General features: G+C 67.0%; 13 protein-coding genes. 8 read left to right on the forward strand and 5 right to left on the reverse strand.

The genetic code is table 11. From position 1 onward, the window contains the following. Positions 1–11 precede the first annotated feature (11 nt). The 5 genes from deoC to ACHMWQ_RS05120 form a co-directional block, all read right to left on the reverse strand. Positions 12–1010, reverse strand: coding sequence for a deoxyribose-phosphate aldolase (deoC, locus tag ACHMWQ_RS05100; RefSeq protein WP_266334107.1), 999 nt, complete (start codon positions 1008–1010; stop codon positions 12–14). After that, the gene (locus ACHMWQ_RS05105) at positions 1000–2022 is read right to left on the reverse strand and encodes a sugar-binding transcriptional regulator (RefSeq protein WP_354553436.1); all 1023 of its coding nucleotides are present in this window, start codon (positions 2020–2022) and stop codon (positions 1000–1002) included. Before ACHMWQ_RS05105 ends, deoC begins: the two co-directional genes overlap by 11 nt. 307 nt (positions 2023–2329) lie before the next feature. Beyond that, on the reverse strand, positions 2330–3259 hold the full coding sequence (locus ACHMWQ_RS05110; RefSeq protein ID WP_396306466.1) for an IS110 family transposase: 930 nt from the start codon (positions 3257–3259) through the stop codon (positions 2330–2332). Between the two features lie 748 nt (positions 3260–4007). Then, positions 4008–5000, reverse strand: a complete 993-nt coding sequence (locus ACHMWQ_RS05115; RefSeq protein WP_396306630.1) for a nucleoside hydrolase — start codon at positions 4998–5000, stop codon at positions 4008–4010. After that, positions 4997–5224 carry a hypothetical protein gene (locus tag ACHMWQ_RS05120; protein ID WP_396306631.1) on the reverse strand — a complete coding sequence of 76 codons (228 nt, stop codon included), beginning with the start codon at positions 5222–5224 and terminating at the stop codon, positions 4997–4999. Before ACHMWQ_RS05120 ends, ACHMWQ_RS05115 begins: the two co-directional genes overlap by 4 nt. Before the next feature lie 80 nt (positions 5225–5304). On the opposite strand from ACHMWQ_RS05120, the gene ACHMWQ_RS05125 reads away from it, so the two are divergent. The 8 genes from ACHMWQ_RS05125 (at position 5305) to ACHMWQ_RS05160 (ending at position 13838) form a co-directional block, all read left to right on the forward strand. Continuing rightward, complete coding sequence (locus ACHMWQ_RS05125) at positions 5305–7062, forward strand: substrate-binding domain-containing protein (protein WP_396306632.1); 1758 nt, start codon at positions 5305–5307, stop codon at positions 7060–7062. A 45-nt stretch (positions 7063–7107) separates the two neighbouring features. Then, positions 7108–8325 carry an ABC transporter substrate-binding protein gene (locus ACHMWQ_RS05130; RefSeq protein ID WP_396306633.1) on the forward strand — a complete coding sequence of 406 codons (1218 nt, stop codon included), beginning with the start codon at positions 7108–7110 and terminating at the stop codon, positions 8323–8325. Between the two features lie 175 nt (positions 8326–8500). Further along, the gene (locus tag ACHMWQ_RS05135; protein ID WP_396306634.1) at positions 8501–9382 is read left to right on the forward strand and encodes a carbohydrate ABC transporter permease; all 882 of its coding nucleotides are present in this window, start codon (positions 8501–8503) and stop codon (positions 9380–9382) included. After that, positions 9379–10212, forward strand: coding sequence for a carbohydrate ABC transporter permease (locus tag ACHMWQ_RS05140; RefSeq protein ID WP_396306635.1), 834 nt, complete (start codon positions 9379–9381; stop codon positions 10210–10212). Before ACHMWQ_RS05135 ends, ACHMWQ_RS05140 begins: the two co-directional genes overlap by 4 nt. 3 nt (positions 10213–10215) lie before the next feature. After that, on the forward strand, positions 10216–11001 hold the full coding sequence (locus ACHMWQ_RS05145) for an enoyl-CoA hydratase/isomerase family protein (protein ID WP_396306636.1): 786 nt from the start codon (positions 10216–10218) through the stop codon (positions 10999–11001). A 2-nt stretch (positions 11002–11003) separates the two neighbouring features. Further along, on the forward strand, positions 11004–11780 hold the full coding sequence (locus tag ACHMWQ_RS05150; protein WP_396306637.1) for an SDR family NAD(P)-dependent oxidoreductase: 777 nt from the start codon (positions 11004–11006) through the stop codon (positions 11778–11780). Positions 11781–11811: 31 nt separating this feature from the next. Then, a complete protein-coding gene (locus tag ACHMWQ_RS05155) occupies positions 11812–12927 on the forward strand; it encodes a hypothetical protein (protein WP_396306638.1) in 1116 nt (371 codons plus the stop codon). Further along, a complete protein-coding gene (locus ACHMWQ_RS05160) occupies positions 12924–13838 on the forward strand; it encodes an SMP-30/gluconolactonase/LRE family protein (RefSeq protein WP_396306639.1) in 915 nt (304 codons plus the stop codon). The genes ACHMWQ_RS05155 and ACHMWQ_RS05160 overlap by 4 nt, the downstream gene beginning before the upstream one ends. Positions 13839–13869 lie beyond the last annotated feature (31 nt).

Here is a 13869-nt window from a genome sequence, read left to right on the forward strand (position 1 = left end):
GTTCGTTCCCCTCAGGCGAGCGCGTGACGGATGGTGGAGGAATAGCGGCCGGTAACGAAATGCTCGATCTGCCGTTCGATGTCGGCAAGCAGCGAGCTGGCGCCAATGCGGAAAAGTTCAGGCTCGAGCCAGGCATTGCCGAGCTCTTCCTTCATCAGGATCAGCCAGGACATCGCGTCCTTGGCGGTCTTGAGGCCGCCGGCCGGCTTGAAGCCGATCTTGAAGCCGGTCAGTGCTTCGTAGTCGCGGATGGCGCGGCACATCACCAGGCTCACCGGCAGCGTCGCGTTGACGTCTTCCTTGCCGGTCGAGGTCTTGATGAAGTCGGCGCCGGCCTGCATGGCCACCATCGACGCCTTGTAGACATTGCGCAGCGTCTTCAGATCGCCGGTGGCGAGGATCGCCTTCAGATGCGCTTCGCCGCAGGCCTCGCGCATGGCGGCGACTTCGTCGTACAGCGCCTGCCAGTCGGCGTTCAGCACATGGGCGCGGGTGATGACGATGTCGATCTCATGCGCGCCTTCGCCGACGGCGTAGTGGATCTCTTCCAGCCGCTGCTTGAGCGGCGTCAGGCCGGCCGGAAAGCCGGTGGCGACCGAGGCGACGGGAATGCCCGAGCCTTCCAGCGCCTTGACGGCGGGGGCGACCATGGTCGGATAGACGCAGACCGCGCCGACCTTGGGCGGGTTCGCCTGGAGGCCGAGCGCCTCGACCAGATCCTCGCGGAACGGCCGGCGCGCCTTCATGCAGAGGCGGTGGACGCGGCCGGGCGTATCGTCGCCGGCCAGCGTCGTCAGGTCCATCAGCGTCACGGCCTTCACCAGCCAGGCGGCCTGATATTCCTTCTTCACCGTACGCCGGGTCGGCAGCGTCGCGGCGCGACGCTCCGCGGCGGAGGTGTTGACCTGGGCGCCGTCGAACCATTCGACCTGCAACGGCGTGCCGTCATTGCGCTTCAGGGCATTGGATAGCGGCGGAGTCTTGCGCTCCGTGGAGCCGTCAGCCGGCATGGGTTTTCTCCCGGTCTTCGGAAAGGGCTGTTTCGTGGATGGCGTGGTCCGACAGGGCGTAAAGAGCGGTCGCCTCATCGGTAACGAGAACGTTGACGTAGCGCGCCTTGAGGGCGGCGAGGACGACGGCGTGCTTGGCCTTGCCGGAAGCGACGCCGATCGAATGGGTCTTGTCGCGCAACCGCTCCGGCGCGAGGCCGATGGTGCGGGCGTCGAGCGCCGGGTCGGCGATGGCGCCGTTGGCGTCGATGAAACGGCCGAGCACGTCGCCGACGGCATGGTTGGCGGCGAGGCCGTCGACCTCTTCGGTGGACAGGTAGCCGGATTCGACATGAACCGAGCCGGCCATGCCGCCAAGCCCGAAGCAGGCGACCGGGGCTTCGGCGGCGAGGGTCAGCACGCTTTCGATCACCGGGTCGGCCTCGATGACGGTGCGCGTCTCGGCACGGCCGACGATGGCCGGCACCGGCAGCAGCGTCGCCGTGCCATTGCCCGCCTCGGCGAAGCGCTCGGCGACGGTGTTGGTCTTCAGCGTCGCGGATTTGAGGTTGGTGGCGCCGTTCATCAGAACGACGCGGACACCGTCATTCCAGCCGGGCGCGAGCCAATGCGCGACGGAGGCCATGGTCCGGCCCCAGGAAACGCCGACCAGCCCGGGGCGAGGGCTGAGGCTGGCCAGATATTGGCCGGCCGCCTGCGCCACCGCGTCCTGCGCCACGTCGCCATCGCCCATCGAGGGCACGATGATCGCCTCGCGCAGGCCAAAGGCTTTCTGCATCCGGGATTCGAGCGCCGGCAGGCGCTGGGCGCGCGGCACGATGGCAATGCGGACGATGCCGGTTTCGCGGGCATCGCGCAGCAGCCGGCTCACCTGCCAGCGGGTCAGGCCGACTTCCTCGGCGATCTCGCTCTGCGTCCGCTCCAGGTCGTAATAGAGCTTCGCGACCTGCACCATGCGGTGCTCGCGCTGCTCGTCACGGCTCGGGGGGGCGGGGGTAGCGATGCTCGGCATGACTTTCACAAATGTGAGGCGCGATCACTTATGTGAAATGGATAGGCTTTCGCCGCGGAGGAGTCAAGGCGCATGCGGGGGTGAGAGGCGTGGGGAGGCCGTGTGGGCAGGCATGGCGAGGGAGGCCGACGCGTGGGGGAGGGCGTGACGGCGCGGAGGGGTGTGGGGGTGGAGGCAGGGAAAGCATGCGTGGCTGGGCGCAGGGGGCGCCTTTGGCTGGAGAGTATCCCGACGCGACCTGGCTGATGCGGGTCGGCGCCATCCCACGCTCGCCGTCATCCCGGGCAAAGACCCGGCAACTGTGTGGTCACGGGTTGAATGAGAGGTGTTGTCGGAGCATGGCGTTGGCGATGACTAGGATCTTTCTGGCGATAGCGATGAGGGCGACCTTGGGTGGCTTTCCGGCGTTGATCATGCGTCGGTAGGCGTCTGCGAAGCGTTGCTCGATCCGGGCGGCGCAGACGGCTGCCATGTAGAGGGCCTCGCGGACGCGCCGTCGTCCGCCGTGGATGCGGCGACTGCCGCGGAACTGACCACTGTCGACATTGTAGGGTGCCAGGCCAGCCAGCGCGGCGATGGTCTTGGGAGAGCGCTGGCCGAGTTCGGGCAGCAGGGCGATCAGCGTGGCGCTGGCGACGGGGCCGACGCCGGGGATTGAGCGCAGCCGCGCCTCAGCACCGGCGAGATCGGCCGAGGCCTTGATGCAGGCCTGAATGGTGCGCTCCAGCGCCGCGATGCGGATGTCGAGCCAGGCCAGGGTCTCGCGGATGTCGTCGGCGATCTCGTCGCTGCATCCCTGCCGTCGGGTGCGTTCCTGCTTGCGCATGGCGACGAGCTGGTCGCGACGCTTGTGCAACTCCGCCAGACGGTTGCGCTCCGGGGAGCGCGGCTGGCGGGGCGCGGGACGAAGCGTCTGGGCCATGGCGGCGAGCATGCGCGCATCGATCCGGTCGGTCTTGGCGAGAACGCCGGTGGCGCGGGCGAAGTCACGCGCCCGGGCCGGATTGACGCGAACGAAAGCGATGCCGGCCTCTGTCAGGGCCTGAGCGAGGACCCGGTCGTACGGACCGGTCGCCTCGAACACGACGAGGATATCGCCATGCCGCCAAGGTTCGAGCCTTTGCGCGATCGCCTCGGCTTGATTGGCGATGCGTTCGGCCACGCCCACGGCGCCGTCGAACAGATCCAGATGGGCTTTGGAGATGTCGCAACCGACAAAGCCAGGGTGTATCTTCATGATGCCTATCCCTGTGCTGCGAGGTCCGTCACCACGGCCTCGATCAACTGTTCAGGCTTGGGTATCGAAGCAGGCGGACGAGGACCGGGCCGGCTCACGGTCTCGAAGACCAGGGATCCAACGATCTCTCGTCCGCCACCCCATCATCGCACAGCTTCAACACACAGGGATCCATGCAGCGAGGTTTTTGGGAGGTTCGCGCGGCGAGAACCCGGCTGCATGGATCCCTGCTTTCGCAGGGATGACGGGGAGGGGTTGGAAGCGTTGAGCCAGTCCAGCCATCGCCGCGAAGGCCGGAAGCGGTCGTCGTCGCGAAGACCGGAAGCGGACAAAAAGAGGACAATTCCGGCTCCCAGCCTGTCCGCATCAGGCCCTACCTCACCCCACGCTCGCCGTCATCCCGGGCGAAGACCCGGGAGCTATTCAGCGGAGGTTTTGGGAGGCTCGCGCGGGGAAAACCCGGCTGGATGGGCCCTCGCCTTCGCGAGGATGACGGCGAGCGTGGGAGAGCGGGGAGGCTAGACCTGGATCACGCAGCGCCCAACGGCTCGCATTGCGCATGGCGCATGGCGCATGGCTCATCGCGCTCTCGAACCATCCAAGGACCCTCACCCCAACCCTCTCCCGCAGGCGGGAGAGGGGGTAGCTGCGACGACGGCTCGCGCTCTTCCGTCGATGAAGAGAGCCGGCCGGAACCCTCGCCCGCTCGCGGGAGAGGGCAGGGTGAGGGCCTTGCAGGCCCCGAGCCTTACGCCCGCGCGGCCGCGCCTTCGACGATGACCTTGAAGTAGAGTTCGAGGAAGCGCGGGCCGTCGACGGCGGTGCAGATCTTCTGCTCCGGCAGGCCATCCCAGGGCGTCGGCGGGAAGGAGCGCAGCGCAGACTTCTGGATCGTCTGGCCGATCGCGATGCCCTCGGTCACAACCTTGATCGGGCCGGCGCGGGTCGTGAACAGGCTGGGATCGAGCAGATAGGCGACGGCGGACGAGTCGTGCACGAAGATGCCGTCGATCCCGGTCGCGCGGCGGTAGAAGTCCTCGTAGAAGCGCGAGATGTCCCAGAAGAACTGGCCGGCCTTGCCGCCCTTTTCGCGCAGTTCCTGCATGTAGGCGGTGGTCATCACGCATTCCTGCGTGACGTCGAGGCCGACGGCGACGACCGGCCACGGGGCGGCGAACATCTCGTCGGCGGCGTGCGGGTCGCCGATGATGTTGGCCTCGGCCACCGGCGTGACATTGCCGGAATGGCCGTAGAAGCCGAACGCGCCGCCCATGATGACGACTTCCTTGACCAGTTCGGCGATGCCGGGGTCTTCGCGGAGCGCCAGAGCCAGGTTGGTCATGCGCCCGACGGCGACGATGACGATCTCGTGCGGGTGCTTGCGCACCATGTCGATGATGAAGCGGTGTGCCGGCAGCTCATGCTCCTGGACCGAAAGCGTCTCGGGAACCGGCACTTCGCCGAGGCCATTGCGGCCGTGTACGAAATGCGGCTCCTCGACCATCGGCACCACCAGCGGCTTGCCCGCGCCGCGCGCGACCGGAGCGGCGATGTCGAACAGCTGCTTCAGATAGAGGGCGTTGTGCGTCGTCGTGTCGATCGAGGCGTTGCCGAGCACGGTGGTGATGCCGACGAGGTCGATCTGCGGCGCATATTCCAGGAACAGCAGCGCCATGGCGTCGTCGATGCCGGGGTCCGTGTCGTAGATCACCTTGATGGGGGCGGCGCTCTGGCTTGTCATTCTGGGTCCTGATCGTTCTGGCGGGCCGGCAAGTCGGCCCGTTCTTCTATCCCGCGCGGCATTCGATCCGCGCCGAGGGGGCGGCCAAGATCGGACAGATTGGCGGGCATGAACAGGGGGCGCGGTCTCCGCCGCTCGCTTTCGGCTTCGACCAAACCGTTGCGCGCACGGTCAAAACGATCCCGCGATGACGCGTCCTCGTTGATTTCGATCAAATTGATCAATCGCGCTCATGGCCGTTTGCCGGCTTGCGTGCAAAATGCCCGTCTGAATAATGACCGGCAGAGCAGGAATCGTGATCAAGATGATCAAATCGCAACGCGAACAGCGCATTCTCGACATTCTGGCCCAGGCGGGCGAGGAGGTCTCCGTGCTGGAAATCGCGCAGCGCCTTGGCCGGGTGTCCGGCGTGACGATCCGGCGCGACATCGTCCGGCTGGCGGAAGAGGGCCGCGTCGAGCGCACCCATGGCGGCGCGTTGCTGCCGACGACCTCCCCGCAGGACGCGGAGGCGCCGACGCCGCGTGAAAACGCGCTGCAGGACGAGATCGAGGGCGTCGATGCCATCGTGCTGCCGCCGATCGGCGGGCGCGGGGCGGATACGCTGCGCATGCTGGCCAAGCGCCGCCGCATCCCGTTCCTGGCCGAATCCTCGCCGCAGGAAGGCGGCGTCTATCTCGGCCCCGACAATTTCACCGCCGGCCGCGAACTGGGCCGCGCCGCCGGGCGCATGATGACCGGCGCGGTTGCCGAGGCCCGCGTTCTGCTGGTCTCGCTGGAGACGCTGCCCAACACGCGCGCCCGCTGCGACGGCTTCATCAAGGGCTTTGGCGAGACGTTTCGTGGGCTCGTGCGGCCATGGCGCGTCGACGGCCAGGGCAGCTTTCGCATCGCCTTGCGCGCCAGCCTCGACGCCTTTGCCGCCTATCCGGATATCAACGTGATCTTCGGCGTCAACGACCATTCGGTGCTGGCGGCGATCGAGGCATCGGACCGGGCCGGCGTCGCCGAGGTCAGCGCCTTTTCCGTCGGCGGCGAGGGCGGGGCGCTGTTCGATGCGCTGGCCTCGCGCGGCAAGCTCAAGGCGACCTGCGCGCTGTTCCCGGAAATTGTCGGCATCCGCGCCGTCGAGACGCTGGCGAGCGCGCTGCATGGCAGCGCCATGCCGGACGAGATCCGCACGCCGCATGTCGTCGTCACGCCCGACACGCTCGACCCCTATTATCGCAAATCCGGCGCAGGCTGGGGCCTGGCGCCGGAAGCCGAGGCGTCGATCCTGGGCGCGGCCGAGCGTCCGGCCTTCGTGCGTTCGGTCGGGCCGCGCCGCGCCATCGGCTTCGTGCCGCATTATCCCGCGCATGACTGGTATCGCAACATGGCCCGCGCCATGCGCGAGCGGGCCGAGGCGCTCGGCTTCGAGCTGAAGATCGCCGCCCCGCAATCCGGCATTGCCCGCGAGATAGCCGCGATCCGCCGCCTGATCGCCAAGAGCGCCGCCCGGCTGGTGCGCGACGGCGACACCATCCTGATCAACAGCGGCATCCTCTCGACGCTGCTGGCCGACGAACTGATGGGCCGCACAGGCATCACCATCGTCACCAACGCCGTGGACGTCATGGAGCGGCTTTCCGGCCGTCCGGGCCTGAAGCTGATCATGACCAGCGGCGAATACCAGCTGAAGGATCGCTGCCTGGTCGGGCCCAGCCTGGGTGCGCTGTTCGAGACCATGCGGGTCGATCGCGCCTTTCTCTCGGTCGACGGCATCTCGCCGCATTTCGGCGCTTCGGCGACGGACGAGCGGCTGGCGCTGGCGGCCAAGCGCTTCGTCGACGCCTCGCGCGAGGTCGTCGTCATGGCGGACCATTCGCTGGTCGGCGTCGAGGCCAGCCACCGCATCGTGGCGCTCGGCGCGATCGACGACCTGATCACGGATTCCGCCTCGCTGCCGGCGGATCGGCTCGCCTTTGCCTCGATGGGCACGCGCATCACGCTTGCCGACGAGGAGCCGGAGGAGATGGCGGCGCCACGGACGCACAGGCCGGCGGACAGACGGAAGGCCTGAACGGCCGCACGCTTGCAGAAACTGAAGAAGAACTGGGAGGATACCATGAAGATACTGCTTCTCGCCGCGACGATGTTCGCGGGCCTGACGCCTGCCGCCTTCGCGCAGGACACCATCACGCTGAAGTTCTGGGACAACCAGCAGACCGAATCCGGCCTGAGCCAGTACCAGCAGGAAGCGGTCAAGCGCTTCGAGGTCGAGAATCCCGGCATCAAGATCGAAGTCACGACCATTCCCTATCCGGAATTCCAGCAGCGCCTGCTGACCGCCGTGCAGGGCGGCAACGCGCCCGACGTCTCGACCGTCGACCAGATCTGGCAGGGCGCCTTCGCCGAGGCCGGCGCGATCGCCGATCTCGACGCGCAGGCCAAGGCGGCCGGCATCTCGTCCGAGGGCTTCTTCAAGGGCGCCTGGGATTCGGCCAACTATAACGGCAAGCTCTACGGCATTCCGTTCAACGTCGACGTCTGGCAGTTCTCCTTCCTGAACAAGGCGCTGTTCAAGGAAGCCGGCATCGACCCGGCCTCGATCTCGACCTTTGAGGGGCTGAAGGCGGCGGCGGAAAAGCTGACCGATCCGGCCAAGGGCAAGTATGGCGTCGGCCTGTTCGGCCATAAGGGCGAAGATACCGTCGCCGTGCTCGACAGCTTCATCTTCTCGAATGGCGGCAAGGTGCTGGACGAAAACGGCAAGTGCGCCCTGACCAGCCCCGAGGCGGTCGGCGCGCTCGAATATCTGCAGACACTGGTGCCGTTCGCGCCGAAGGGCATCCTCAATGCCTCGTCGGGCGACATGCGCGAACTGTTCCTGAACGGCTCGCTCGCCGTCGAGTTCTGGCCGGCGCTGGAGCAGCCGACGCTGCAGAAGTCGAAGATCGACTGGGACTTCGAGAATGGCACCGCGCCGGCGGGCAAGACCCCGGTCGGTACCTATGGCGGCTGGAACCTCGTCGTCTACAAGTCGTCGCCGCACCAGGACGCGGCCTGGAAGTTCATCCAGTTCCTGACGCGCGAAGACGTCAATGGCGCCGTCGTCGACCTGGTGCCGGCCAACGTCAAGGCGGCCAAGACCTTCCTCGACGCCAACCGCAAGGGCGCCGACAAGATCATGACGCACCTGCAGAACGCCCAGCCGCGCCCGCTCTCGGCCCGCTACCTGGAAGTATCCGACATCCAGGTGACGCTGGCGCAGGACGTCTATTCCGGCGCCAACGCCAAGGAAGCCGCCGCCAAGGCCTGCGCCGCCATTGACGGCCTGAACTAAGACCTGTCGCCGGGCGCGCGTCTAGAAAGCGCTGCCCGGCCGCTACCCTCTCCGTCATCCCCGCGAAAGCGGGGATCCATCAAGGCCTGAGACGCCTCAGGCTGAATGGATCCCGGGTCAAGCCCGGGATGAAGCCACACCTGCGTCCGGCACGCCTATACCGAAAAGAAAAACCATGCTGAAACGCGATCGCTGGCTCACCTGGATCTTCGTGACGCCCGCCGTCCTGCTGGTCGCGGTCATGATGTATTACCCGATGATCGGCACGGTCATCGAGAGCCTCTACTCGACCTCGTTCATCAACCCGACGCCGAAATTCGTCGGCCTCGCCGTCTACCAGAAGATCTTCGGCAGCGCCGATTTCGGCCAGATCGTGTGGAATTCCTGCGTCTGGACGCTGGCCGTCGTGGCGCTTCAGAACGTCTTCGGCTTCCTGAGCGCGCTGCTGCTCAACCAGAAGCTGCCCGGCCAGGGCATGATGCGCTCGCTGATCCTGCTGCCCTGGGTGCTGCCCGGCGTCGTCGCCGCCATCCTGTGGCGCTTCATGTACGACCCGCAGCTCGGCCTCATCAATTCGTTCCTGATCAGCGCCGGCTTCGGCGATCAGGGCCTCGCCTGGCTGGCGGACTCGTCGACCGCCATGGCCGCCGCGGTGATCGCCGCCGTCTGGAAGGGCTTTCCCTTCTGCACCATCGTCTATCTGGCGGCGCTGCAGAACGTCGAGGAAGAGCAGATGGAGGCGGCGCGCATCGATGGCGCCGGCGCGGTCCGCCGGCTCTGGCACATCGTGCTGCCGTCGATGAAGGAGGTGATCGTCATCAACTTCATCCTGACCACCATCCTGACCTTCAACTATTTCGACATGATCTGGGTGCTGACGCGCGGCGGGCCGCAGAACGCGACGCATATCTTCCCGACCAAGATCTACGAGCTCGGCTTCGGCCAGTTCCGCTTCGGCGAGGCGGCCGGCTATGGCGTCGTCTCGATCGTGATCCTCGCCCTCCTGATCACGCTCTATTTCCTGGCCCAGGGTTCTGGCCGAAAGGCTGCATCATGAGCGTCGCTCCTTCCAAGACTTCCCGCGCCGGCCTGATGCTGTTGCAGTTCGGCCTCTGCGTGGTGATCCTGCTGCCCTTCTTCTGGATGGTGTCGGTGTCGCTGAAGCCGGCTTCCGAGCCCTTCGCCATTCCGGCCCGGCTCTGGCCGCAGAACCCGACGCTGGAGAACTACGTCACGGCGTTCCGGCCCGAATTCCGCACCTATTTCTTCAACTCGGTCGTGGTCTCGCTGTCGACCGTGGTGATCACCGTGACGCTGGCGCTGTTCGCCGCCTATTCCTTCACCCGCACGCAGATGCGCGCCATTTCGGTGCTGATGCTGCTCGTCATCGTGGCGCAGATGTTCCCGGCCAGCGCCATCATCATCCCGATCTACAAGATGATGAAGGCGGCGAACCTGCTGAACACCTATGCCTCGCTGATCCTCGCTTATGTGACGGTGACGCTGCCCGTGGCGATCTGGATGCTGCGCGGCTTTCTCTCGCGCCTGCCGGTGGCGCTGGAGGAGGCGGCGGCGATCGATGGCGCTGGCCCGTTCAAGATCTTCTTCCTAATCATCCTGCCGCTCTGCAAGCCGGGCATCGTCGCTACCGCCGTCTTCGTGCTGATCGTCACCTGGCAGGAGTTCCTGTTCGCGCTCTCCTTCACCTCCACCAAGGACATGCGCACGCTTCCCGTCGGCATGAATGATTTCATCGGCCAGTACGGCATCCGCTATGGCGAGCTGATGGCAAGCTCGGTGCTGATCTCCATGCCGGTGATCGCGATCTTCTTCCTGCTGCAACGCCAGTTCGTGGCCGGCCTCACCGCCGGCGCCGTGAAAGGCTGATCGATGACCTGTTCACTCGTTCTCAGCGAAGCCATCGAGCCCGGCATCGCCCGGCTTACCTTCAACCGGCCCGACAAGCTGAACGCGCTGTCGACGCCGCTGATGCGTGAGTTCGAGGCGCATCTCGACAGCCTCGCCGCCGATCCCGCCGTGCGCGTCATTATCCTCGCTGGCGCGGGCGAAAAGGCCTTCGTCGCCGGCGCCGACATCGCCGAATATCGCGGCAACCGCAAGGGCGAATTCATCGCCTACCAGCTGGAAAGCCGGCGCGTCTTCGACAAGCTGGAAGCCTTGCCGAAACCGACCATCGCGGCGATCCGTGGCTATGCGCTGGGCGGCGGTTTTGAAATCGCGCTTTGCTGCGACGTCATCCTCTGCGCCACCAGCGCCCGGCTCGGCCTGCCCGAGGGCCTGCTCGGCCTGTCGCCCGGCGGCGGCGGCACGCAGCGCTTGACCCGCGCGGTCGGCCGCATCGTCGCCTCCGACATGATGCTCGCCGCCCGCCGCATCACCGGCGAGCGGGCGTACCAGCTCGGCCTCGCGGCCGAATGCGTCGCCGACGAGGCGCTGGTGGATACCGCGCTCAGCCGCGCCCGCGCCATGCTCAAGGTCGCGCCGCTGGCGCAGGCGGAGATGAAGCGGTTGATCCGGCAGGGGCCCGATGCGGCGCTGCCGGTGGCGCAGGGCTTCGAGCAGGAAGTTCTGTTCCGCCTTTACGGCACGGCGGACGGCCAGGAGGGCATCGACGCTTTCCTCGACAAACGTGATCCGGTCTTCAAGGGAATATGACGATGCGTGGAAGCGAACTTTTGGGACGGGTTGCCGTCGTCACCGGCGCTGCCATGGGCATTGGCCGCGCCTCGGCCGAAGCGCTGGCGCGCGAAGGCGCGGCGATCGTCGTCGCCGACATCGATGAAGATGCGGGGGCCGCGACCGCGGCGGGCCTGCGCGGCACCGGCGCCGAGGCAATCTTCGTGCGCACCGACGTCTCCGCCATGGCCGACATGGAGGCGATGGCGGCGGCGGCCGTGCAGGCCTTTGGCGGCATCGACATCCTCGTCAACAATGCGGCCCGCGCGATCGGCGGCGTCGTCGACGAGATCGACGAGGACAGCTGGAACACGGTCATCACCACCAACCTCTCCAGCGTCTGGCGCGGCATGCGCGTCTGCGTCCCGGAAATGCGCAAGCGCGGCAAGGGCGCCGTCGTCAACATGTCGTCGGTGCAGTCGCTGGCAGGCTTCAAGGGCTGGGCGGCCTATGCGGCGGCCAAGGGCGGCATCAACGCGCTGACCCAGCAGGCGGCGATCGACCTCGCCCCGCATGGCATCCGCGTCAACGCGGTCGCGCCCGGCACGATCATGACGCCGCTGAACGAGAAGATCTTCGCCACCCATCCCGATCCGGAGGGGTTGATTTCGAGCTGGAACAACGCCCATCCGCTCGGCCGCTTTGGAGAAGCGCCGGAAGTTGGCGAAGCGGTCTTGTTCCTGGCCAGCGATCGGGCTTCCTTCATCACGGGAGAGATCCTGCGCGTCGATGGCGGCCTCGTCGTCAGGGGCGAATGACGCGCGGCAACCATCACCGGAAGGAAGCGGAATGAACGCAACCGATTTTCATACGATCGAGGCCAGGGGCGTCAAGGCGACGCTCGACCTGCGTGGCGGCCATGTCCGCGTCTTCGCGACCGAGCAGGACGGCCGCACGATCGAGCCGCTGCACACCGCCCCCTGGGTCGACGACAAGGCGATCTATGAGGACGAGAGCCTCGACGCCAATCTGCGCTTCCTGTCCGGCGATTTCTTCTGCGCGCCTTTCTCGGCCGCCGATTTCGAGCAAGCGCCGCCGCATGGCTGGCCGGCTAATTCGACCTGGAAGCTGGTCAGCGTCGAGGCGCATCCCAAGGGCGGCCAGACGGCGCGCTATGAGCTGGAAAAGCGGGTGCTGGGCGCGACGGTCATCAAGGAATTTACGCTACTCGACGGCCATCCCTTTCTCTATGAGCGCCACATCTTCGTCGGTGGCGAGGGTGCGGTGCCGGTCGGCAACCACGCCATGACGCGCTTCGACGCCGGCGGGCGGGTCTCCTTCTCGCCCAAGCGGTTCGGCATGACGCCCGATACCGGGCTGGAGCCGGATCCGGCGCGCGGCCGCTCGGTCCTGGCCTATCCGTCGCGCTTCGAGGACCTGACCAAGGCCCCGCGCGCGGATGGCGGCACGGCCGACCTCACCACCTATCCGATCGGCTCGCGTCAGGAGGATTTCGTCGCCCTGATCGAGGATTCGAAGAATGTACTCGGCTGGGCCGCCGCCATCCGCCCGGACAAGCACGACATCTTCGTGTCGCTGAAGAACCCGGCCGATTTCCCCATCACCATGATGTGGTTCTCGAATGGCGGCCGGGACTATGCGCCCTGGAATGGCCGCCACATCGGCGTGCTCGGCCTGGAGGAAGGCCGCACCTATGCCGGCTATGGCCACAAGGCCTCGATCGCGCCGAACCCGTGGTCGGAGGCTGGCATCCCGACGGCGCTGACGCTCGATCCGGCCGGCGAGGTGGAAGTGCGCAATGTCATCGGCGGCGTCGCGCTGCCCGAGGGCTGGACGCGCGTGGCCTCGGTCGAGGCCGGGGCGTCCGAACTGGTGCTGACCGACGAGGCCGGCGGCACGGCGTCCGTGCCCTATGACGCGCAGTTCCTGATGCGGGGCGCATGATGGCCGGCGCGGGGATCCATCACGGCTTTTCGACCGGCGGGAATACGATTTTGCCGGCCGAGCGCGCCACCGTCCTGTTCGACGGCATCTTCTCCTCCCCGCGCCTGCAACATCCCGAGGGCGTCGCGGTGGGTCCGGACGGCTGGGTCTGGGCCGGCAGCGAGAATGGCCAGATCCTGCGCATCGCGCCGGATGGCTCTGCCATCGGGGAGGTCGCCTCGACGGGCGGCTTCCTGCTCGGCCTCGCCTTTGACGGCGACCGGGCGCTGTTTGCCTGCGACTCGCGGCACAGGGCGGTGTTCCGTCTCAACCTCGCCGACCGTTCGTTAAGGCGCTTCACCGCGCCGGGCATCGAGGTGCCGAACTACGCGGTGGTCGATCGCGTGCGCGGCCGGCTCTACGTTTCGGACACCCGCGCCCCGGGCGATCCCGGTCCGTCGATCTGGTCGTATGACCTCGAAACCGGCGCGGGCGATGTCTGGCATGGCGGCCCGTTCGACCATGCCAACGGCATGGCGCTCGCGCCCGAGGGCGACGCGCTTTTGCTCTGCGAGACCTTCGCCCGTCGGATCACGCGGATCGCGATTGCGGCCGATGGTTCGGCAGGGGAGGCGACCACCTGGTCGGACGATCTGCCGGGCCTGCCGGACGGGCTCGCCTTCGATGATTCCGGGGCACTGTTCGTCGGTTGCTACGAGCCGTCGCGCGTGCTGCGCATCCCGGCCGGCGGTGGGCCGTCCGAGATCTACATCGAGGATGCGACCGCGCATGTCCTCGCCCATCCGACCAACATCGCCTTCGACGGCGCGGCCCTGTTCACGGCCAATCTCGGCCGCTGGCACGTGACGAAGATCGATACCGACACCTTCGGGACGCCGCTCTGGCGGCAGGCCCGGGGCGAACCCGGCTGACCAGCCAGGGCCTGCCGCCGATGCGGCCGGC

Origin of the sequence: Kaistia sp. UC242_56 (genome assembly GCF_044452255.1) — a bacterium.
GTDB classification, from domain to species: domain Bacteria; phylum Pseudomonadota; class Alphaproteobacteria; order Rhizobiales; family Kaistiaceae; genus Kaistia; species Kaistia defluvii_A.